This is a genomic window from Citrobacter sp. XY323 (assembly GCF_025106035.1).
Lineage (GTDB): Bacteria > Pseudomonadota > Gammaproteobacteria > Enterobacterales > Enterobacteriaceae > Citrobacter > Citrobacter braakii.
Window position 1 is genome coordinate 278943 of the sequence record NZ_JANYUK010000001.1, and the last position, 21850, is coordinate 300792.

Here is a 21850-nt window from a genome sequence, read left to right on the forward strand (position 1 = left end):
TAAACTGCGATCTCACCGTCCGATATTGAAACTCAGCGCCGCATCGCATGCGCAGCGGGGAATGTGCTACCATGCATCGCTCAGCTAACCACCCGTAAAATCGACCATGAAATTTCCCGGTAAACGTAAATCCAAACACTATTTCCCCGTCAGCGCGCGCGATCCGTTGCTGCAACAAATTCAGCCAGAAAATGAAACCAGCGCAGCCTGGGTGGTGGGTATTGACCAGACGCTGGTGGATATTGAAGCCAAAGTTGATGATAACTTTGTAAAACGTTATGGATTAAGCGCCGGGCACTCTCTGGTGATTGCAGATGATGTCGCTGAAGCGCTCTACCAGGAACTGGTGCGTGAAAATTTGATCACCCATCAGTTTGCGGGCGGTACTATCGGTAATACGATGCACAACTACTCCGTGCTGGCGGATGACCGCTCGGTGCTGCTGGGTGTGATGTGCAGCAATATCGAGATTGGCAGCTATGCGTACCGCTATTTATGCAATACCTCCAGTCGTACCGATCTGAACTACCTGCAGGGCGTAGATGGACCGATTGGTCGCTGCTTTACGCTGATTGGCGAGTCCGGTGAGCGTACCTTTGCAATCAGCCCTGGGCATATGAACAAGCTGCGGGCGGATAGTATCCCTGAATCGGTGATTGCCGGAGCGTCCGCGCTGGTGCTGACGTCCTATCTGGTGCGCTGCGAGCCGGGCGAGCCAATGCCGGAAGCGACCATGAAGGCGATCGAGTTTGCTAAAAAACACAATGTACCGGTGGTACTGACGCTGGGCACCAAATTTGTCATTGCCGATAATCCGCAGTGGTGGCAGGCATTCCTGAAAGAGCATGTCTCAATTCTGGCGATGAATGAAGAAGAGGCCGAAGCGCTGACCGGCGAAAACGATCCGCTGCTGGCGTCCGACAAGGCGCTGGATTGGGTGGATCTGGTGCTGTGCACAGCGGGTCCGGCGGGTCTTTATATGGCGGGCTTTACGGAAGAAGAAGTCAAACGTAAAACCCAGCATCCGCTGCTGCCTGGGGCCATTGCCGAATTCAACCAGTACGAGTTTAGCCGCGCCATGCGCCATAAAGATTGTACCAATCCGCTGCGTGTGTATTCGCACATCGCGCCGTATATGGGCGGGCCAGAGAAGATCATGAATACCAACGGCGCTGGCGACGGCGCGCTGGCGGCATTACTGCATGATATTACCGCTAACAGCTATCACCGCAGCAACGTGCCTAACTCCAGCAAGCACAAGTTCACCTGGCTGACCTATTCGTCGTTAGCCCAGGTGTGTAAATATGCGAATCGCGTGAGTTATCAGGTGCTGAACCAGCATTCCCCGCGCCTGACGCGCGGTTTGCCGGAACGCGAAGATAGCCTCGAAGAGTCGTACTGGGATCGTTAAATCATGCACATGCCGGATAAGCGATAGCGTCATCCGGCAACGACATCAGCCTGTAACGACCACCTCACCAGCAGGCGGCGTTTCAATCAGTTCCAGCATGGTACGGGCGATTTCACGCTCACCCATGACGACCTGATTGGCGCCGCGTTCGGTAATGTATTCCACCTCGTCGTCATAATGCGCGCGGGCGATAATTTCAATCGACGGGCACTTCTCGCGTGCTGAAGCGACAATTTCACCCGCTTCATAGCCATTGGGAATAGTCAGCAGCAGCCAGCGTGCGCAATCCAGATGCGCCAGATTCATAATTTCTTCGTTGGCGGCATTTCCCAGCACCGCGCGGATCCCGCGCTCGCGCAGTTCATCCACTCGGGTACGTGAGGTTTCGATAACTACCAGCGGGATCCCCGCAGCCATCAATTTCTCGCCCAGCAGGCTACCGACGCGCCCAAAGCCAACCAGCAGGGCGTGATTGCAGATATCCACCGGAATTTGCTTCTCTTCTTCAATAGCCTCTTCTAGCGTCTGTTCTTCCAGCGTTTCTGTTTTGGCGAGATATTTTTCTAACACCGCGAACAGCACCGGGTTAAGCATGATGGACAGGATCGCCCCCGCCAGCACCAGATTCTGTCCGGCCTGCGGCAGCAGGTTTAACGCCATGCCCAGACCCGCCAGGATAAAGGCAAATTCACCAATCTGCGCCAGGCTGGTGGCAATGGTGAGCGCTGTGCGTTGGGAGTGACCAAACAGGCGCACCAGGAAATAGGCGGCAAGGGATTTACCAAAGATGATAATCGCCAGCGTGCCCAGCACCGCCAGCGGCTGCTGAATCAGAATCATGGGATCAAAGAGCATCCCGACGGAAACGAAGAACAGTACGGCGAACGCATCGCGCAGCGGCAGGGTGTCATGCGCCGCACGGTGACTCAGTTCAGATTCGTTCAGCACCATGCCGGCGAAGAATGCCCCCAGTGCAAAGGAGACATCGAACAGCTCCACTGCGCCAAATGCGATACCTAATGCGAGGGCGAGGACTGACAGGGTAAACAGTTCGCGTGAGCCGGTTGCGGCGCTGCGGGCCATAATCCACGGTACCAGGCGACGACCGACCAGCATCATAATTGCGATAAATGCCACCACCTTACCGATGGTAATGCCCATATCTACGGCCAGCGAGGCAAAGCCGACATCTTCTTTTTCCAGCATTCCAGCGACGGCTGGCAGGAGAACCAGCGTCAGCACCATCATCAGGTCTTCGACAATCAGCCAGCCAATGGCGATTTGCCCGCGCTGACTGTCAATGAGCTGCCTTTCTTCAAGCGCACGCAATAGCACCACGGTACTGGCGGTTGAAAGACACAGACCAAACACGATCCCTACCATCAGCGACCAGCCCATCACCGCTGAAAGCGCCATGCCCAGCAGCGTTGCCACCGCTATCTGGGCAATCGCGCCGGGAATGGCGATAGACTTTACCGCCATCAAATCCTTCAGCGAAAAGTGCAGCCCCACGCCGAACATCAGCAGGATTACGCCAAGCTCGGCCAGTTCAGGCGCTAACTTGGTATCAGCAACAAAACCAGGTGTAAATGGACCGGCCAGAACGCCCGCTAACAGATATCCCACCAGAGGAGAAATACGTAGTTTATTGGCAATCATGCCTAATATAAAAGCGAGCACAAGGCCGCCGACAATGGTGGTGATAAGCGGGGTGGCGTGATGCATTCCGTCTCCTTTGGTTGCTGTGATAATCCTGAAAACTCAAACGACGAGTAATAGTTTATGACAATTTTGATGTTTTTGTTTGTGAATAATTATTGAATTTTGATGAAAATAGGATTTTAGACGTAAAAAAGCACGGATCGGAAAAGTACAGCGGTATGTGAGAGGCAAAGGCTGATGGCTACTGTAAGTCTGACGGCCAAAATTTACTTTTGGCCGTCAGAAAATCAGGCTTTATGTCGGTTATCAGGTAAGAATATGGTCAGTATCCCCAGTAGTGGCAGGAAAGCACATATTTTGTAGACCAAATCGATGCTGGTATGGTCGGCAATCAGCCCTAACACCGCGGCTCCCAAGCCGCCCATGCCGAAGGCAAAACCGAAAAATAGCCCAGAAACCATGCCGATACGGCCAGGAAGCAGTTCCTGCGCGTAGACCAGAATGGCAGAAAACGCCGATGCGAGGATAAAACCAATGATCACGGTTAAAATCCCGGTCCATTCCAGCGTTGCGTAGGGTAAAAAGAGGGTAAAGGGTGCTACGCCGAGGATAGAGCCCCAAATAACATATTTTCTGCCAATTTTATCGCCCAATGGTCCACCAATCACCGTCCCGGCTGCGACGGCAAACAGGAAGGCAAACAGGTGAAACTGGGCATTTTGTACCGATAATCCGAATTTTTGCATCAGATAAAAGGTGTAATAGCTGCTGATGCTCGCCATATAGAAGTATTTGGAGAAAATCAGTACCAGCAGGATGCTTACCGCCAGTACCACTTTATTCCGTGGTAACGGATTCACGATGGCGACTTTCGGTTTTCCTTTACTCATCCGGTGCTGCGCGGCATACCAACGGCTGATTTGCGCCAGAACGACAATCGCTAATAACGCAGCCAGCACAAACCATGCCACATTACCCTTACCATATGGCGCGATGATGACAGCCGCCAGTAACGGTCCCAGAGAGCTACCGAAGTTGCCGCCAACCTGGAAAATTGACTGGGCAAGACCGTGACGACCGCCGGAGGCCATTCGCGCCACGCGGGATGATTCCGGGTGAAATACCGAAGAGCCGGTACCAACCAGCGCTGCGGCGAGCAGGACCATATGGAAACTGCCGGCCATGGCCAGCAAAACAAGCCCACTCAGCGTGAAGCACATCCCAATGGGCAGCGACCACGGCATCGGGTATTTATCCGTCCAGTAACCCACAACCGGTTGCAGCAGTGAGGAAGCAAGCTGGAAGGTCAGGGTAATCATCCCTATCTGCATAAACGTCAGCGAGAACTCTGACTGCAATAGCGGATAAATCGCCAGGATCAGCGACTGGATCATATCGTTTAGCAGATGGGAGAGGCTGATTGCCCCTAAAATGCCAAATGAGGTGCGTGCTTTAGCAACCGACGCTGACGCGCCAGCCACTGGCTGGGTTGGTTCACTTATTGCCATAGAAAGTCACTTCTGTTTGGGTTGCGATTATGAGGGTAATCTAATTTGTTATTATTACCTGACTAACATACCTGCGGAAGGTGTTTGAAGGAAGTCTCATTTCTGAAAACATTTTCGGCTATTATTTTCAGTAGCTGTAATTTTATGCCCGAACTAATTCGACTTACAGGTAGGCGGCAAACGCGAGAGTCCCAGGAGCTTACTGCATAAGCGACAGGGGGAAGTGAGCGCAGCCAACGCACATGTAATTTGAAGGATAACGGGTATGGCGGTTGATATTGAGTCAGGGAGTGAAATATGAAGTTTTTAAAACGGGGCGTGGCGCTGGCGTTATTAGCCGCATTTGCGCTGGCAGGTCAACCTGCACAGGCGTACGAAAAAGATAAAACCTACAAAATTACCATTCTGCATACCAACGATCATCACGGTCACTTCTGGCGTAGCGAATACGGTGAATACGGGCTGGCGGCACAAAAAACGCTGGTGGACGGTATTCGTAAAGAGGTGGCTGAGGAAGGAGGCAGTGTACTGCTGCTTTCCGGTGGCGACATTAATACCGGCGTACCGGAGTCCGATCTGCAGGATGCGGAACCTGATTTTCGCGGAATGAACCTGATTGGCTATGATGCGATGGCGGTCGGAAACCACGAGTTTGATAATCCGCTTAGCGTATTGCGCCAGCAGGAAAAATGGTCCAAATTCCCGTTTCTCTCGGCCAATATCTATCAGAAAAGCACCGGTGAGCGTTTGTTTAAGCCGTGGGCCATCTTTAAGCGCCAGGATTTAAAAATTGCCGTACTCGGTTTAACCACTGACGATACGGCGAAAATTGGCAACCCAGAGTTCTTTACCGATATTGAGTTCCGTAAACCTGCTGATGAAGCCAAACTGGTTATCCAGGAACTGAATATGGGGGAAAAGCCGGACATCATTATTGCGACCACCCATATGGGACATTATGACAATGGCAATCACGGCTCGAACGCGCCTGGCGACGTAGAAATGGCGCGCAGCCTGCCGGCGGGAGCGCTGGCAATGATTGTGGGTGGTCACTCGCAGGATCCGGTATGTATGGCCGCGGAAAACAAGAAGCAGGTTGATTACGTACCGGGTACGCCGTGTGCGCCAGACAAGCAAAACGGGATCTGGATTGTGCAGGCGCATGAGTGGGGGAAATACGTGGGGCGGGCGGACTTTGAGTTCCGCAATGGCGAAATGAAAATGGTTAACTACCAGCTCATCCCCGTCAACCTGAAGAAAAAAGTGACCTGGGACAACGGTAAAAGTGAGCGCGTACTCTACACCCCGGAAATTGCAGAAAATCAGCAAATGCTTTCTCTGCTGACGCCATTCCAGAATAAAGGCAAAGCGCAGCTCGACGTGAAAATTGGTAGCGTCAATGCGCGCCTCGAAGGCGACCGTAGCAAAGTCCGTTTCGTGCAGACCAACATGGGGCATTTACTGCTGGCTGCGCAAATGGCGCGAACCAGCGCTGATTTTGGCGTGATGAGCGGCGGCGGTATCCGTGACTCCATCGAAGGCGGTGATATCACCTATAAGAGCGTGCTGAAAGTGCAGCCGTTCGGTAACATCGTGGTGTACGCCGACATGAGCGGGAAAGAGGTGATTGACTATCTGACCGCCGTGGCGCAAATGAAGCCGGATTCCGGGGCTTATCCGCAGTTTGCCAACGTCAGCTTCGTGGCGAAAGACGGCAAACTTAACGATTTGAAAATTAAAGGCGAACCCGTTGATCCAGCCAAAACCTATCGCATGGCAACGCTGAGCTTCAATGCCACCGGCGGCGATGGCTATCCGCGAATTGATAACAAGCCTGGCTATGTGAATACCGGGTTTATTGATGCGGAAGTGCTGAAAGAGTACGTACAGAAGAACTCACCGCTCGATGCCGGTGCGTATGAGCCGAAGGGCGAGGTAAGCTGGCAGTAACAGGGCAATTTGGGGCATCATTTTATCCGCTCCACCGGGCCGCCCTTCATGGCGGCCCAATAATCCTACTTATTACCTCTATGCTCCGGTTCCTGCGCGCTGGCCGAGTCCAAACTGTCTTCACCAATCACAACCTGTAATCGCAGTAGGCGCAATCGCCGTATCAATGGGCAAAAGACAATTAATCACGGCGTGCGATATCGGCGAATTTCGCATCCAGAATTTTCGCCAAATCGCCTGCTGCCAGTTCAATATCCAGCCCGCGTTTGCCGCCGGACACATAAATGGTGTCAAACGTCTGGGCGGGAGCGTCGATGAGCGTCGGCAATCTTTTTTTCTGCCCCAGCGGACTGATGCCGCCTACCAGATACCCGGTGGTTCGCTGCGCGATCATCGGATCGGCCATATCGACCTTTTTGGCTCCCAACGCCCTGGCGACCTTTTTGAGATCCAGTTGACCGGCTACCGGCGTAACGGCAACCGCCAGGTGCTTCATATCGCCATTCACGGCAACCAGTAGCGTTTTGTAGACCTGGTCCGCATTCAGACCTAACTTGCGTACCACTTCGTCACCAAAGTTCGTCTCGGACGGATCGTGATCGTAGGTGTGGATCTGGAAAGAAATTTTGTTTTTTTCGAGTAATTTAACGGCGGGTGTCATAGCAATTTTCCTGGCCCAGACAAAATACGACACAAGCATACGCCTGATGTCTGTCTAAAAAATAGTACCATCTTGCGCAATAGTGTTGGCAGGATGATGACTTTGAGCGACAATCGAACTACACCGATGCTTTAAGCGTCGGGATCATAATAATGATGAAATTCCTCTTTGACGGGCCAATAGCAATATTGGCCATTTTTTTACCGTAACATCTCCGGCAAATTTCCTTCTCCATACAAATGCAGCGCACCAACGGCCACGACATAGTGCCCGGCAGGCATCGCCCTGAGTCGATCGCGCCAGGCCGCATTACGCTGATGCATTAAAACGTCATACAGCGACTGGCTAAAAGTATTGGGTAGAGTGAGTTCGCTATTGCGTGGCGGCGTTTTAAGCCACCAGCCCATCATCTGTTGTAGCAGTCTGGCATTGGTATGCCAGTGCGTCAGGGTATCGTCCAGCAGAGCCAGTCCGTTATCGGGTAACTGACACAACAGCTCGATTTGGCTGGATGCGCCTTCCAGCTCGATTATGGGTTTATGCACCTGTTTTGCCGCATTCAGAAGTTGGTAATCAATGCCGTATTCTGCCCGCAACCCCAACTGCTGCGCCTGCGTTGCCTGCAAGACCATGGCGATTTGCCACAGCGGCTGGGTAGACAGCAGGGAAGGGGAAATACCCAGCTCGTCGGTGACTTTGTGCAGATTATCTAGCAGCTCTGGGCTGATGCGCTCTTCCAGTGCGGCAAAGGTCGGAAGGTTGGCAAACGGCGCGTCGTCGCCGGAAACATCGGCTTCGACAATGAGCGCATCGGCACGCTGGAGCTTTTTGAGTAATTTGGCAGGCAGAGGCGCCATATCGCGGCTGCCCATGTGAATACTGCCAATCAGATGAAAATGGCGGTTACCGGGCAAGGAGATGTCGATGGCAGGCCAGGTATAGTGGTTGCCGCGTAGCGCGGTGAAAAATGATTTTACCCGGTACAACAGATCCATACGGCCTCCCTAAGTAGACTTCCATGCTAGCGCGTGGTCCTGGAAGGTGCAAATACACTTCATCATTCCCTTAGCCTCTTTATTGGCAGCGAGCAAAAACCCCAGTCACATAGTTGGCTATGCTCCTGGGGTTTTTATACTTGCCGCCTTAATGCAACGCGAATGATTTGGGGCTCCGTTCAGAGCGGCATCCGGTAAAGGCTTACTCTTTAGGTTTGAAGCGCAGCAGTCGGTTAGCGTTGCTCACCACGGTAATGGAGGAGAGCGCCATCGCCGCCCCGGCAACGACCGGGTTGAGCAGTGTTCCGGTGAACGGCCACAAAATCCCAGCGGCAACGGGGATACCGATGCTGTTATAGATAAACGCGCCGAGCAGGTTCTGCTTCATATTGCGCAGCGTTGCCCGGGAGATAGACAGCGCATCGGCAACGCCCATCAGGCTATGGCGCATCAGCGTAATCGCGGCGGTTTCAATCGCCACATCGCTGCCGCCACCCATGGCAATCCCTACATCAGCCTGAGCCAGCGCAGGCGCATCGTTGATACCGTCACCGACCATGGCAACCTGACGCCCCTGGCTCTGCAGACGTTTAATTGCCTCGGCTTTACCGTCAGGCAGAACGCCAGCAATCACCTCATCAATACCCGCCTCTTTGGCAATGGCGTTGGCGGTCGTTGGGTTGTCGCCGGTGAGCATCACCAGACGATACCCGGCGCGGTGCAGACGCTGGAGCGCTGCCACGCTGTCGCTACGCAGAGGATCACGTACCGCTAACAGCGCTGCCGCTTTACCGTCAATCGCTAACAGTACCGGGGTTGAGCCTTGGGAAGCCTGAGCGGTGATTTCAGCCTCCATTTCAGTGGTATCTACCTGCTGTTCATTGAGCAGCGCCTGGTTTCCCAGCAGCAGCGTATGACCTTCCGTTTCGCCACTGACGCCTAAACCGCGCAGCGTACGGAAACCGTTGACCTGCGGCAGCGTGACATCACCTGCTTTGTCCAGAATCGCCCTGGCTAACGGGTGGCTGGAACCCTGTTCAAGGGCCGCTGCCAGACGAATTGCCAGCGCTTCGTCGGTATTGCCAAACGTTTTGATGGCGACAACCTGTGGTTTGCCTTCAGTTAGCGTCCCGGTTTTATCAAACACGATGGTATCGAGCGTGCTGGCGCGCTGCAGCGCATCGGCATCACGTACCAGCACCCCAAATTCAGCGGCGCGCCCGACGCCGGAAATAATCGACATCGGCGTTGCCAGACCCAGCGCACAAGGGCAGGCAATAATCAGGACGGTGGTGGCGATTACCAGCGTATAGACAATCTGCGGCGCCGGTCCAAAGAAATACCAGATAGCCGCACTGACTAGCGCAATGGCGACCACGACCGGAACGAACACCGAGGAGATGCGGTCGGCCAGTTTGCCAATTTCCGGTTTGCTGCTTTGCGCCTGGCGCACCATACGAATAATGCGCGACAGCGTGGTGTGACTGCCAACAGCGCTGGCGCGGAACAGCACGCTACCGTCCTGTACGACCGTACCGGCGTGGACGCTATCGCGTGCGCCTTTTTGCTGTGGAATCGGCTCCCCGGTCAGCATGGCCTCATCCAGCCAGGCTTCACCCTGAGTGATTTCGCCATCAACCGGAACGCGGTCGCCGGTGGTCAGACGCAGCAACATTCCAGCCTGCACCTCTGCCAGCGGCACGTTCTTTTCACCTTCGTCAGTGACGACGCGTGCGGTCGGCGGTGTCAGATCGAGCAGTTTTTCCAGTGCTTTAGACGAGCGTTGGCGAGCCCGCGCTTCCAGCATGTGTCCGAGGTTAATCAGACCGATAATCATGGCACTGGCTTCATAATAGAGGTGTCGCGCTTCCATCGGGAACCATTGCGGCCAGAGGTTGACGCTCATGGAATAGAGCCATGCCACCCCCGTACCCAGCGCCACCAGCGTATCCATGGTCGCGGTGCCGTTCATCAGGCTTTTCCACGCATTGCGGTAAAAGTGACCGCCCGCGAAAACCATCACGGCAAGCGTTGCCAGACCAATCATCAGCCACAGGCTGCGGTTGTCGTCGCTCACCATCATGTTGTCGCCAATCATGCCCCATACCATGACCGGGATACCCAGGAGCAGCGCGACGGCTGCCTGCCAGCGAAAACGTTTCATGGTTGCCACGGCGGTTTCTTGCTGACGCTCGCGACGCTTAGCATCATCTTCAATCGCTTCTGCGCCGTAGCCCGCTTTTTCAACCGCCTGTACTAAATCTGCGGCGGAGGCACTGCCCATTACCAGCGCAGTGCGTTCCGCCAGGTTTACCCGTGCCTGCGTGACGCCCGGTACACTTTGCAATGCATTTTGTACGCGGGTCACACAACTGGCGCAGCTCATGCCGTTTAACAGCAACTGTTGGCTGTCATCATCAGCCGTAGCTGCCGGAAGCTCGGAAGGGACCGCTGCCAGTGCTTCCGACGGGATTGATGACTCCGTCAGCGGTTTAGCCTTTGGGTGGCTTAACTCCGCGCCGTAACCGGCTTGTTTGATGGTTTCAATCAGCGCTTCTGCGCTGGCGCTCCCGGTAACATGCGCTTCTGTCACGGTGACATCCGCTTGCTCAACGTCCGGACGTTGTTCCAGGCTTTCTTTAACGCGTTTTACGCAGTGACCACAGGACAGGCCGTCCAGGGTTAGATCGATTGTTTGAGACATAACCAACTCCTTTTTTGCAGGATTAACTGACTGTGATAAAGGTTAAACCTTCCAGCAAGGGGAAGGTCAAGGACGTTTTTAGAAAAGGTGAAAAAAGGGTGTAAAGGGAGAAAAACGGGAACGCCACGTCAGGGGTTCCCGGTCTGTTATTGATTGAGGACGATAATCGGCGTTCGATGCTTCGGTTCATTTATGACCGTGAGATCGGCACCGTACAGCGCGTTCAGCGACCGTTGCTTCAGAACATCCTGCGGATATCCGTTATCAACTATTCTGCCGCGTTCCATCAATACCACACGGTCGGCATAGCGCGCCGCGAGGTTGAGATCGTGCAGGACGCAGCAGACGTTAAGCTGCCGTTCACGCACCAGACGACGTAGCAGACGAAAAAGGTGCTGCTGGTGGTGAATATCCAGCGCGGAGGTGGGTTCATCAAGAAACAACCATTTCGGCCCAGGCTCGGGCTCCCAAAGCTGAACCAGCAGGCGCGCCAGTTGTACCCGCTGTTGTTCTCCTCCCGAGAGATGCCGGTAATCGCGTGCGGCCAGCGCCTGGCAATCACACAATGCCATGATGTGCTCCGTTTCATCGCCCGTGTTGCGCGTACGATACGGATGTCTGCCCATGCGAATGACCTCCTGAACGCTAAACGGGAAGGCCATATGACTATTCTGGCGCATCACGGCACGGGTTTTTGCCAGCTCGGTGATTGACCACTTGTCCAGCGGCTTGCCAAACATGCTACAACGCCCACTGTGGGGCTGCAGATATCCCGTAAGCTGGCGTAGCAGCGTCGATTTCCCGGCTCCGTTCGGGCCAAGAATCGCGATGATCTCTCCATCAGGTAGCGTCAGGGAAACGTCGTCGGTCAGTCGTCTTCCCTGAATGTGGTAGACCAGATTTTCAGCGACGATCATGACACCCTCCGGCTACGCAGTATTAACCACAGGAAATACGGTCCACCGATCAGGCTGGTTAACAGGCCAACGGGCATTTCGGCTGGCTGAACAAGTGTGCGGGCCAACGTGTCGGCAATCAGGAGTAAACAGGCACCGGCCAGCGTAGAGCAGGGAATCAACCAGCGATGATCGGCACCGGTCGTCATTCTGATCAGATGTGGGATCACCAGGCCAATAAAACCAATTACGCCGCTGACGGAAACCGCAGCGCCAACCAGGAGCGAACTGAGCAACAGTAACTGCTGACGCTTACGTTTGACGTTTACGCCGAGGTAATGCGCCTCTTCATCACCCAACTGCAGTAAATTAAGCGTTCCCGCCATGCAGATGGTTACAACAATGGCTGGAAGAACAAACGTGCTGGCAACCAACAGCGTTGGCCACTGGGCCTGGCCGAGATTTCCCATCATCCACAATGTAAGTTGACGTAGCTGCTGCTCGTCGCCCACATAGCTCAGTACGCCAATAGCCGAACCGCACAGGGCATTGATAGCGATACCGGCTAACAGCAGTTGCATCATTCCACCGTGGTTATGACGCTGGCTTATCAGGAAAATAATCGTGCAGACCACCATGCTGCCTGCAACGGCAAAAATCATCTGCTCATACAGCACCAGCACCACGGGGAACGAAAATGGGATAACTATCGCGATGCCGACCATCAGCGCGGAGCCGCTGCTGACGCCAAGTAGGCCAGGATCGGCCATCGGATTGCGAAAAAGTCCCTGCATGATGACCCCTGCCGTCGCCAGCGCAGCACCGACCAGAACGGCCAGCAGCACGCGAGGCAAGCGGATGTTTAACCAGATATCACGATATTCGTCGTTGAACAGGGCGCTGAAGCTAATGTTCAGCGCTCCCTGGCTGGCACCGAAGAGCATCAGAGCAACCAGCAAAAGAGAAAGACCCGTCAGGATGCTGACGGAAGAAAGCGAGTCCTTAAGCACGTAACGCTCCATAACGTCTTTGCGGCGCGGAGTTCCCGCGCCGTGAGGGGTTTACGCGGGTTTCAGCCCCGGCTCAACCAAACTGTAAATCTGGTTATTGAGTGCCGGCGCAGTGGCCAGTTCGTGAATATGCTTCGCAACATCTGCACGCATTACAAAGCCGTGACACTCCTGAGCCTGTATTCGTTGTGCCTGGCCGGTGGCTGCACCGTTTAGCAAACCGCCGGGGCGGAGAATGGCGTAGTCCAGTCGACTGGTTTGTAGCCAGCTTTCAGCCAACGATTTTTCCCGTACAGCCTGACCAAATGCGGCCTTTGCGCGTGAAGAAAGAAAAGGCCAACTGTCACCGCAGCCGAGTGAGGTCACCAGAATCATGCGCTTGATCTCCGCTTTTTCTGCTTCATCAATGACGGTTCTGTGCGCCAGATAATCCTGGGCGCCGCCCATGGAGGAGATCACCGTGGCATGTTGACCCGCTGCGCGACAGGCACAGGCGGTGACCTGACTATCGCAGGCGTCGCCGATGAAGACCTGCACACCTTTTTCCTGCAACCCTGCAGCGACCTGTGCGTTGCGAACGACGGCAATCACCGGACGTTGTTCCGCCAGTGCGAGTTCAAGCGTTTTCGCACCGACGCCGCTACCACCCGCACCAAAAATGAGCCATGGAGCCATCAGGCATGTTCCTTTAAAGATGAAGACAACGCGTGAAAGGCGCTGACCTGTTCGGCCAGTAACTGTCGATGCTCATCCCGACCGAGGAAAATTTTGAACATCGCGCTACCCGCCTGGTTAAAGAAGAGAATGGACGCGGTGTCCATTCCCATAAATTTGCGTTCAATCAGGGCAATATGCGTACAGTTTTCTGCCTTGATATGACCGGTCATGCCTTTTTTACCGCGCAGGTTGAAGTAGCCATGACGGTGGAATCCGGAAGGTAATTCACCGGTGAATTCCAGAATGACATCAGCAGTATGGACCAGGGTGGTGACTTTGCCCCATTCGCTGACGGTTTCCCAGACGGTATCAAATTGATCGCCGGAAACCAGCGTCGGGGAGGGGAGGTTTTTCACCACCTCCAGCAGCGTGGTGTTGTACTGGGCAGCGATAGCTTCCAGCGTACCGTCCGGTTCAGTTTTCAAAAAATCCTGTAAAGAGACATGGCTCATAATTCACTCCTGGTATGGTTGTTCTACCGCAATGCGCGGCGCGTTAAGTGCCTGAATAAGTTCATCAAGAGACTGCAAAATATTGCTCGCCCAAAAACGCCCTTCATTGGTCAGGCGCACACAGGTGCTGGCATCTCGCGTCAGTCCTGCGTGATGCCATTGGGTCAGTAGCGGGGTCAGTTTTTGTGCATGAGGCGTCAGTTCATCCAGCGGGACGCGGGCCGTTTCAATGCCCGCCTGGAGAGTGTGTCGCCACTGGAAACCACGCTCGGCGGTACGCATCATCATCATTAGCGGTTTTTTCCCGGCGGCGATAGATTCATGCCATGTCGTCAGATTGCGCTCGATCATCCAGGAATAGCCATTGACTGATCCCCCGGCGCCTGAGCCGAATGCCAGACAGTCCGCTCCCTGTTTAATCAGCAGGTTGTACAGATTGCGTTCACGCGTGGTACGCGCCCAGTGGCTGTTGCTGATGCAGCGCCAGCCCGCGTTGTCCATGAAATCGCAACCCTGAAGATAGAGATCGCGACGTTCGGCGGGAGAGGGAACGGTTGTGCGCCCGGTTTCAACTGCTTTGCCAAGCGGTGTATTGGGGATCAGGTTCAGCGCATAAAGATCTACGCCGTCGAGGCCGATGTCACGGGCAATCGCCAGATCGTCGCCCCACAGTTTTGCATCTTGTCCTGGCAGACCAAACAACAGATCGCATACCACGGCGGCACGATCCCGTTTTACCAGCCCCTGCATAAAGGCAATTGCGGTTGGGCCGTCCGAGGTGCGCGCCATTTTCTTGCGGATCCGGCTGTTAAAAGATTGAATACCGATCGAAAACCGATTGGCGCCAGCGTCAAGGCAGGCATCAATTCGCGCATCGTCAAAATTGAGCACTCGTCCCTCAATGGTAATTTCGCAGTCCGGCGCCAGCGGTAACTTTTCACGCAGCGCGGTGATGATTCTGCCCAGATCCCGTGCTGACAGCGCTGAAGGCGTACCGCCGCCAAAATAGACGGCGTGAATTGGGGCTGACTGATGTAACGCGCTATCGGCTTCCATCTCGATTTCGCGCAACAGCGCGTTGGTGTAGCGGGCGCAGTGATCTTCTTCGAACCGGTTTTGATAAAAACCGCAGAAAGTACAATGCGTTGCACAAAAAGGGATATGCAAGTACACCAGCCGTTTACGCGGCGGGGTAGGCTGGCTGATAACATCCTGCCAGGTTTGTGACAATAGCTCTTTGGCAATCGGAATCGCCCCGCGCCATGGCATTGTGGCGCGGCGATCCTTAAAGGGCTGACTTCCCTCAAGCGCAAAATGCGCGGTGAGATCCAGCGAGTGTTCAGTTTTCATTCTTTTTTATAAATCCAGTTAGTGAGGCCAGAATTGCTGGTGCAGGGCTTCAACCGCATCGGCGACGCGAGGCCCCATTCCCAGAATCAGCGCCTGGTCTACCGCCACAATGCGCTGATTTTTCCAGGCCGCAGTGTGGGTAATACCGGCAATCGCGCTCAGACGAGCCAGATCGCCATCCACCATTTGCGACGTCACCACGATCACCTCCGGGTTGGCGGCGATCAGCGACTCCGCGCTGTAACTTTTATACTGCGCGTGGGTGGCGACATTTTGTGCGCCCGCAAGGGTCATAATGGCATCGGCAACGCTGCCCTTGCCGGCGACCTGCGGCGCGCTGCCGCCAGCGGAGAGAATGAACATGGCTTTGACCGGCGCATTTTTCGCCGCCACGCTGTGCTGAACACGATCCAGACGTTGATGCAGGCGATTGACCAGCGCTTCACCTTGTTCAGGAATGCGCAGCGTTTGAGCCAGCTCCCGAATGTTGGCGTACATCTGCTCGACGGTGGCCGGTACGCGCGGCAATGTAACGACGTTAACTTTCTGCGCCCGGAGCTGATCCAAAACGATTTGAGGGCCTGCATCCTGCCAGGTGATAAAGCTGTCCGGGTGCAGCGATAAAATGCCCTCGCTGCTTAACTGCTTCCAGTAGCCGATATGCGGGAGTGCGGCAGTTTCAGATGGGTACGAGGTGGTTTCATCGACGCCAACCACCCGGTTGCCGACGCCCATGGCGTAAATCAGTTCGCTAAGCGAACCGCCCGCCGCCACCAGGCGGTCAGCGGACTGGGCGCTGAAAACACAGGCGAGGCTCAGTAAGCCAATCATGAGTTTTTTCATCGTCAGAAATTCCACGCAAAGCCAACAGCGGCATTGAAACCAGCGTCTGGGATAGATTCATGCGCGGTTCTGTAACGCTTGTCGGTCAGGTTGTTGAGCGCGAGGTTGACCTGATACTGGTCCTGCGGACCAAACTCGGTGTTGAATGCGAGGTTAAGCGTGGCCCAGCCTGGATAGTTTATTTCCGTGGTGCCGGTATTATCTTTGGCGCGGGACGCCGCGCGAATAAAGACATCGGACGTCACGTTAGCGACATTCATCAACCAGGTATGTTTCAGGCCAACGCGCCCGGTCAGCGTGGGTTCGCCGGTATCCCAGGTTTTTATGGTGTTGCCTTCGTATTGACGGCGAATGAGATTACCGCTCAGGTAGGGGGAAACCGCCCAGCCGTTGTATTCTGCAGTTAATTCCATGCCCCAGGTTTTGGCACGATCGATGTTGTCGTAGTAGTAATAGCCGCCGCGGGAAGAGGTGGTGTTGCTGTTGCAAACGGGTTGGCCTGAACAGGCCAGACTGGCGATATAGTCTTTGGCTTCGGAGTAATAAATAGCGCCGTCAATCAGCCACATATTCCCTTTATACCGCGCGCCCAACTCATAGTTATTCGAGTGTTCAGCCTTCAGGTTTGGGTTGCCGTAGGTAACGCTGCCGCCGGCGGATGTCTGCATGAACAACTGAGTAAGCGTGGGGAAGACATAGCCCTGGGCGTATGCAGCCCGGAGTTCAAGATCTTCAAAGCCGGAATAGCGCAGGCTGGTCGAGGTCACCAGTTCATCATCGTGAACGGAATTTCCCCCGGTGGATTGCCTGGTGGTGCCGCTGCTTTGGATAGTTTGCGTATCGTTGCGATTGAGTTTCGAAGACAGCCAGTACTGGCGTGCGCCCACGGTCCACGTCCAGTCATCGGCAAAGCGCCAGTCGTTTTGCGCGAACAGTGAGGTGTTGCTTTGTTCCGCTTCGTTATATGACAGGGTACGGGTTTGCGTATCGAAGAAGCCGGTAGCCGCGGTCTGGCGCGTACTGCCGTCCGTGTCTTGTTTTATTTTGTCATGCTGATACTGAGTGCCAATCACCAGCGTGTTGTTAGCCGGAAGGGAGATATTGCCCTGCAGCGTTACACCCTGGGTATATTGTTTGTCGTTGGTATTGGTTTGATTGCTTACCGTCAGCGCTTTAATCATCGGGCTGGGGATAATCTGGGTCGTTTTGACCCGGTTTTCAAATTTGCGCTCTATTGTCTGGGTGTATGCGTCAAAATGGATGTTCTTCAGGTAATCCCCGTCGGCCGCATAGTCGTAGAAAAGACCGATTTTCTCGCGTTCCAGCTTAGGAATTTTGACGCTAAAGTCGTCGAACTGACCTTCGGGATCGTCAAACCAGGTTTGAGTGGATAGCTTATAACGGTCGAGTGAGAGTCCAATTTTGTGGCGATCGAGGTTGTAGCCAAGCCACACTCCCTGGCCGTTATTACGGAAGTTGGTGTCGGGCAATCTTCCGTCAGGTGTATCGCGATCCCCCTGGTCGGAATAGCTGCCATTGATACGGTAGTCAAAGTTACCGATACTTCCCCAGGCTGCCGCTGACTCTTCCCATCCTGCCGTTGCGGAGTTATAAACAGCCTTAACGCTACCACCCAGAGGCTTATCGCCGCCTTTTTTGGTAATAAAGTTCACGACGCCGCCAATTGCCTGCGAACCGTAGAGGACAGAATAAGGGCCTTTGACCACTTCAATACGTTCCAGCGCGGATTCGTCAATCAGTAAACCGGCTCCGTAGTTTTGTCCGGCACGTTGGTAGCTGACGACCTGGCCGTCTATCAAAATCAGCACCCGCGAAGAAGCTTCGCCACGGATACGAATTTGTTTCCGACCTGCGAGAGCGTTATCGGTAACTTCGACGCCGGGGATATCTTGTAAATCATCAGCAAGAGAAACGCTGGTGGAGTTTTGTAGCGTCTGGCGATCGATAACCTGAATGGTTGCCGGGCTATCCCAGAGACTACTTTCTGTGCGGTTAGCCGTAACGATTACTGTATCTTCGTCGGACGTTGAACCGTGTGTTGGAGAGGTCGCTGCAAAAGTAGCGCCGGACATGCATAATGTCAGGGCTGAAAGAATAAATGGCCTTTGATTAATCCGTGGCAACATAAGAGAACCTTTATTGAATGTAAATGATCATCATTATCATTCGCGTTTGTATATAAAATTGTTTCCCTTTGTTCAAGATGAAAGGTGCAGAACTGATACATCTTTTGATTTGAGTCAATTTTGCGTGGTCAATAAATGCTGAAATGTGATCTGAATCGGATATAACAATGTGAATTAAAAGGATTTGTGCATCGCTGTGATGGTGGAAGATGCGCGGGGTTCTTGGGTAAAGGATTACGGCAATGTGGGCTATAATGTGGCTCAGTACCAACAAGATCAGCGGGGGAAACGTGAATATTAGCGATGTTGCGAAAAAAACCGGTTTAACCAGCAAAGCGATACGCTTTTACGAAGAAAAGGGGTTAGTGACGCCGCCGCTGCGTAGCGAAAATGGCTATCGCACATACAACCAACAGCATCTGAATGAGCTTACGCTGTTACGACAGGCACGACAGGTTGGTTTTAACCTGGAAGAGTGCGGCGAGTTGGTGAACCTGTTTAACGATCCGGCGCGTCACAGCGCAGATGTGAAAAAGCGTACGTTAGAAAAGGTGGCGGATATTGAGCGCCATATCAGCGAGCTGCAGGCTATGCGCTTGCATTTGTTGGCGCTGGCGGAGAGTTGCCCTGGCGATGACAGCGCCGAATGCCCGATTATTGATAATCTCTCCGGCTGCTGCCACCATAAAGCGAAGGCTTAACGGAGTGGCGGATTAAGCATAAACACCACCGTGCCACGGTACCACGGTGATTTCTCAAGCTGCGCTTCAGCCTGCGTGTCCCGGCTACCGTTTTGTACCAGCCCCAGCTTAAATGGAATGCGCAGACGACTGAGGGCGGGCAGATACGCCTGATAATTCGGTACCGTGTGACGTCCCTGATAGCTCTGGACCACCAGTTCATCGACCGCCAGCGCGTTCAGCGTGGCGACGTCGCCCGTTTTTGCCCAATCCAGTAGTCCGGTTACGCCAAGTGCAAACTCGGTCGGTAGCCGTTGGCGTAACTGCTGCAGAAAGTGGGCGTAATCGGCAAGCTGATGGGTCGCCGCGTCAAAATCAACCTGCAGGCCGATGACGTGATTCCCGGCCGCCTGCCAGCGTTGCATCAAGCGTATGATGCGCGCCGGAATCTCTTCCGGTACGTCGAGAGTGGTAAAGCGCACGGTCAACCAGATAGAGGGGAAAGTCAGGCGATTAACAGGCAGTCCGAGACGCTGGAACACCACGTTACCTGAACGTACCAGTACCTCGCCCTGATGCAGATAGACCGTTTGTGCGTTTTTCAGCTCGTCACTGGCCTTCACTCCGGACCATAGCCAGAAGGCCGGATGTTCACGGGCGGCGACGATTTCCGCCGCCTGTGCCTGGCCGAGCAGTAGCGCAGTTACCAGTAGTATTTGAGTTTTTGCGCCCACGGACTTCCCGGATACTGCGTTTTCAGTTGGGTGAACCAGCCTTTACGCTGTAGTTTATCCACTTCCTCACCGCCGCACTCGTTAGAGCCTGACGGCGCATAGCACATGATGGCGCGATACAGCGCAAAGCTCTTATCTTCAACCTCTGCTTTTGGCGATGTGATCACCTGCTGGTAGTAGCTTTGCCTGTCGAACTGGCCGAACGGTTTCTTGCGCGAGATTGCTGATTCAAGCACATCGTTGCCGGAACTGTTTTTCCATAAATCAACGTGGGTTTGCGTAGTGCGGAAAAATTCGCCTAAGCAGTTCAGGGCGTGGGCATCATGCGCTTGTTTGCTCAGAACCGTTACCGTTTCATTGAGGCTGCGACAGGTATAACCGCTCTCGGCAGAGTCGCCTTTCCAGTCGAAAATACTCAGATTAACGTCATCAAACGCTTCGCCAATGACCGGCGGCGTAATGGCGCTGGCCAGTTTTCTGTCATTCAGCCAGTCGTCAAAGCGATGCTCAGTGAGATCCCGCACCAGCAGCGTATGCAGGGCGATGGTACGCTCTTCGTTATTAGGACCATGGACGGCTTGCTGGCGCAGTAGTTCAGGCGTGGCCTGGGTTTTCAGCACCTGCGAGCGAAAGCGCAGGTTGGTTACTGCGCTTTCTGGGGCGAAAATTGCCGCCACGTCGCCGCTATAAACCAGCGTCGCGGCTAGCTTAGCCTGCACATACTGCTGCTGTTCGTTGTCCTGGCTGAGCTTCAGCAATGTCTGCCAGAAATCACGTGCGGTGGTCCATTTCTGCTGGCCCATTAGCGCTTCGCCGTACAGCACCTGTTCGCTGAAGGCCAGCGTATCGTGGGCCGGAAGTTTCTGCGCCGGAGTAACTGCCGAAATAATCGCCGCGTAGTTGCCCGTTGCCAGCCACAGATTCAGCTGCAGATCGCGCCATAGCGGCAGTTTTTGGCTCTGCTCAAACACCGGTTTGCTGGCGTCAAGCTGGGCCTGCGTCAGCGTTGGTTTGTTGTTGTTATTCAGGCGCAACGCGCGCAGCAGTTCGATATAGCTGACAAGCGGCGCATCGGGGAAAGCCTCCACCACGGACTGTTCGTAGAACGCCATGCCGTAGACATTATCGTATTCGATGACGATCTCACGCAGTTGCTGTGCGTCAGCCGACTGCTGGAGCGTCTGCTCATACAACCCCGCCAATTGCGGCCACGCCTGTAAATACCAGTTGATACGACGCAGCATACCGTGCGAGGAAGCGGCGTACAGGCCTTGCGGGTAGTGTTGCAGATAGGCTTGCGCCAGCGTCTGAGCCTGAGAAGCGTCCTCGCGGTTAATTTTTGTGATATCAAAATCGCCGTACTCGCCCACGCTGTTCTGGCTGCTTTTGTTCAACGCCGCACGTATCAGCATGTATTGCGCGGTCTCAGCCAGCCACGGACGATCGCTTTTGGCTAGCTGAGCGAAATCCTGTTCGGCGCTGGCATAATTACCTGCATAAAAACTGGCGGCCGCTGCCAGATAGCTTTTGTAGGACTGAGCTGGAGAATCTGCCGGGAGAGTGGCAAGCGATGACTCAATTTGCTCGCGGGTTGCCCCGGATAACAGTCCTGTACGCGCCTGGGCAAGGGCCTGACGCTGATTTACCGTTAACGTTGAGTCGGCCAGCAGTGCGGCAAAAAACGCGCTGACGCTCGCGGTATTGTTCGAAACATGACGGTTCTCAAGCTCAGCGTCGTTGACGTTTATTTCGTCTGCGCTAATGTTCAGTTCGGCTATCTGTCGGGACAGGGGGCTGTCTTCGGCAGATACCTGCGCTGCGGCTGGCTGCGGGGCAATGTCATCCCACTGCGGATGATACGCAAAATAGAAATCGCGGGAGCGGGTGATGTCCGCCGGCATCGACTGCACCGGCAGAGCAAATGATTTCTCCTGGCTCAGCAGCCGCAGCAGGTTATCGCGGCTGTCGTTTTCCGGATTGAAGGTGGGCGTGCCTTTCAGCAGGCAGCTGTCGTCGCTCCATTTGCAGTCTTCCATATCGAAAGAGGCGAATACCTGCGGGGCGGCGACCAATAATGAGCAAAGGGCAAAGGTAAGGGATGTCTTCCTGACCATAGTCTTATTTCCTGTC

General features: G+C 54.3%; 17 protein-coding genes. 3 read left to right on the forward strand and 14 right to left on the reverse strand.

What is annotated here, in order from left to right:
• Positions 1-106: 106 nt before the first annotated feature.
• Positions 107-1411, forward strand: a complete 1305-nt coding sequence (gene gsk, locus N0B36_RS01320) for an inosine/guanosine kinase (protein WP_016152086.1) — start codon at positions 107-109, stop codon at positions 1409-1411.
• A 45-nt stretch (positions 1412-1456) separates the two neighbouring features.
• Here gsk and ybaL read toward each other — a convergent pair whose 3' ends face one another.
• Positions 1457-3136, reverse strand: coding sequence for a YbaL family putative K(+) efflux transporter (gene ybaL / locus N0B36_RS01325; protein WP_016152087.1), 1680 nt, complete (start codon positions 3134-3136; stop codon positions 1457-1459).
• Positions 3137-3360: 224 nt separating this feature from the next.
• Positions 3361-4581: a fosmidomycin MFS transporter gene (gene fsr / locus N0B36_RS01330; protein ID WP_016155879.1), complete on the reverse strand. Its 1221-nt coding sequence runs from the start codon at positions 4579-4581 to the stop codon at positions 3361-3363.
• A gap of 297 nt (positions 4582-4878) precedes the next feature.
• Here fsr and ushA point away from each other — a divergent pair, with 297 nt between their 5' ends.
• Positions 4879-6531, forward strand: coding sequence for a bifunctional UDP-sugar hydrolase/5'-nucleotidase UshA (gene ushA / locus N0B36_RS01335; protein WP_200079443.1), 1653 nt, complete (start codon positions 4879-4881; stop codon positions 6529-6531).
• 181 nt (positions 6532-6712) lie between these two features.
• Here the strand turns inward: ushA and ybaK are convergent, their stop codons facing one another.
• The 10 genes from ybaK to N0B36_RS01385 all read right to left on the reverse strand — a co-directional run bounded on the left by ybaK (position 6713) and on the right by N0B36_RS01385 (position 18306).
• Complete coding sequence (gene ybaK, locus N0B36_RS01340; protein ID WP_016152092.1) at positions 6713-7192, reverse strand: Cys-tRNA(Pro)/Cys-tRNA(Cys) deacylase YbaK; 480 nt, start codon at positions 7190-7192, stop codon at positions 6713-6715.
• Positions 7193-7392: 200 nt separating this feature from the next.
• Positions 7393-8187, reverse strand: coding sequence for a TraB/GumN family protein (locus N0B36_RS01345; RefSeq protein WP_047358021.1), 795 nt, complete (start codon positions 8185-8187; stop codon positions 7393-7395).
• Between the two features lie 202 nt (positions 8188-8389).
• Positions 8390-10891 carry a copper-exporting P-type ATPase CopA gene (gene copA / locus N0B36_RS01350; RefSeq protein ID WP_259685622.1) on the reverse strand — a complete coding sequence of 834 codons (2502 nt, stop codon included), beginning with the start codon at positions 10889-10891 and terminating at the stop codon, positions 8390-8392.
• Between the two features lie 146 nt (positions 10892-11037).
• Entirely contained in the window at positions 11038-11808 is a 771-nt protein-coding gene (locus N0B36_RS01355; protein ID WP_259685629.1) for a heme ABC transporter ATP-binding protein, read from the reverse strand.
• Positions 11805-12797 (reverse strand): iron ABC transporter permease, encoded by a 993-nt coding sequence (locus tag N0B36_RS01360; protein ID WP_016152096.1) that lies wholly within the window; start codon positions 12795-12797, stop codon positions 11805-11807. The genes N0B36_RS01355 and N0B36_RS01360 overlap by 4 nt, the downstream gene beginning before the upstream one ends.
• Positions 12798-12848: 51 nt before the next feature.
• The gene (gene chuY, locus N0B36_RS01365; RefSeq protein WP_016152097.1) at positions 12849-13472 is read right to left on the reverse strand and encodes an anaerobilin reductase; all 624 of its coding nucleotides are present in this window, start codon (positions 13470-13472) and stop codon (positions 12849-12851) included.
• A complete protein-coding gene (hutX, locus tag N0B36_RS01370; RefSeq protein WP_016155886.1) occupies positions 13472-13966 on the reverse strand; it encodes a heme utilization cystosolic carrier protein HutX in 495 nt (164 codons plus the stop codon). The genes chuY and hutX overlap by 1 nt, the downstream gene beginning before the upstream one ends.
• Before the next feature lie 3 nt (positions 13967-13969).
• Complete coding sequence (hutW, locus tag N0B36_RS01375) at positions 13970-15316, reverse strand: heme anaerobic degradation radical SAM methyltransferase ChuW/HutW (protein WP_259685639.1); 1347 nt, start codon at positions 15314-15316, stop codon at positions 13970-13972.
• 18 nt (positions 15317-15334) lie between these two features.
• Positions 15335-16159 (reverse strand): hemin ABC transporter substrate-binding protein, encoded by an 825-nt coding sequence (locus N0B36_RS01380; RefSeq protein ID WP_259685644.1) that lies wholly within the window; start codon positions 16157-16159, stop codon positions 15335-15337.
• A 2-nt stretch (positions 16160-16161) separates the two neighbouring features.
• Positions 16162-18306, reverse strand: coding sequence for a TonB-dependent siderophore receptor (locus tag N0B36_RS01385; protein ID WP_047501876.1), 2145 nt, complete (start codon positions 18304-18306; stop codon positions 16162-16164).
• A gap of 290 nt (positions 18307-18596) precedes the next feature.
• Here N0B36_RS01385 and cueR point away from each other — a divergent pair, with 290 nt between their 5' ends.
• A complete protein-coding gene (gene cueR / locus N0B36_RS01390) occupies positions 18597-19007 on the forward strand; it encodes a Cu(I)-responsive transcriptional regulator (RefSeq protein ID WP_029139441.1) in 411 nt (136 codons plus the stop codon).
• Here cueR and N0B36_RS01395 read toward each other — a convergent pair.
• Complete coding sequence (locus N0B36_RS01395) at positions 19004-19720, reverse strand: DUF3142 domain-containing protein (protein WP_049282502.1); 717 nt, start codon at positions 19718-19720, stop codon at positions 19004-19006. The genes cueR and N0B36_RS01395 overlap by 4 nt on opposite strands.
• The gene (locus N0B36_RS01400; RefSeq protein ID WP_103765968.1) at positions 19690-21834 is read right to left on the reverse strand and encodes a hypothetical protein; all 2145 of its coding nucleotides are present in this window, start codon (positions 21832-21834) and stop codon (positions 19690-19692) included. The genes N0B36_RS01395 and N0B36_RS01400 overlap by 31 nt, the downstream gene beginning before the upstream one ends.
• Positions 21835-21850: the final 16 nt, after the last annotated feature.

Excerpts from the sequence above, each read along its gene's own strand:
- gsk (WP_016152086.1), top strand. The coding sequence starts at position 107 with ATGAAATTTCCCGGTAAACGTAAATCCAAACACTATTTCCCCGTCAGC.
- ybaL (WP_016152087.1), bottom strand. The coding sequence starts at position 3,136 with ATGCATCACGCCACCCCGCTTATCACCACCATTGTCGGCGGCCTTGTG.
- fsr (WP_016155879.1), bottom strand. The coding sequence starts at position 4,581 with ATGGCAATAAGTGAACCAACCCAGCCAGTGGCTGGCGCGTCAGCGTCG.
- ushA (WP_200079443.1), top strand. The coding sequence starts at position 4,879 with ATGAAGTTTTTAAAACGGGGCGTGGCGCTGGCGTTATTAGCCGCATTT.
- ybaK (WP_016152092.1), bottom strand. The coding sequence starts at position 7,192 with ATGACACCCGCCGTTAAATTACTCGAAAAAAACAAAATTTCTTTCCAG.
- N0B36_RS01345 (WP_047358021.1), bottom strand. The coding sequence starts at position 8,187 with ATGGATCTGTTGTACCGGGTAAAATCATTTTTCACCGCGCTACGCGGC.
- copA (WP_259685622.1), bottom strand. The coding sequence starts at position 10,891 with ATGTCTCAAACAATCGATCTAACCCTGGACGGCCTGTCCTGTGGTCAC.
- N0B36_RS01355 (WP_259685629.1), bottom strand. The coding sequence starts at position 11,808 with ATGATCGTCGCTGAAAATCTGGTCTACCACATTCAGGGAAGACGACTG.
- chuY (WP_016152097.1), bottom strand. The coding sequence starts at position 13,472 with ATGGCTCCATGGCTCATTTTTGGTGCGGGTGGTAGCGGCGTCGGTGCG.
- hutX (WP_016155886.1), bottom strand. The coding sequence starts at position 13,966 with ATGAGCCATGTCTCTTTACAGGATTTTTTGAAAACTGAACCGGACGGT.
- hutW (WP_259685639.1), bottom strand. The coding sequence starts at position 15,316 with ATGAAAACTGAACACTCGCTGGATCTCACCGCGCATTTTGCGCTTGAG.
- N0B36_RS01380 (WP_259685644.1), bottom strand. The coding sequence starts at position 16,159 with ATGAAAAAACTCATGATTGGCTTACTGAGCCTCGCCTGTGTTTTCAGC.
- N0B36_RS01385 (WP_047501876.1), bottom strand. The coding sequence starts at position 18,306 with ATGTTGCCACGGATTAATCAAAGGCCATTTATTCTTTCAGCCCTGACA.
- N0B36_RS01400 (WP_103765968.1), bottom strand. The coding sequence starts at position 21,834 with ATGGTCAGGAAGACATCCCTTACCTTTGCCCTTTGCTCATTATTGGTC.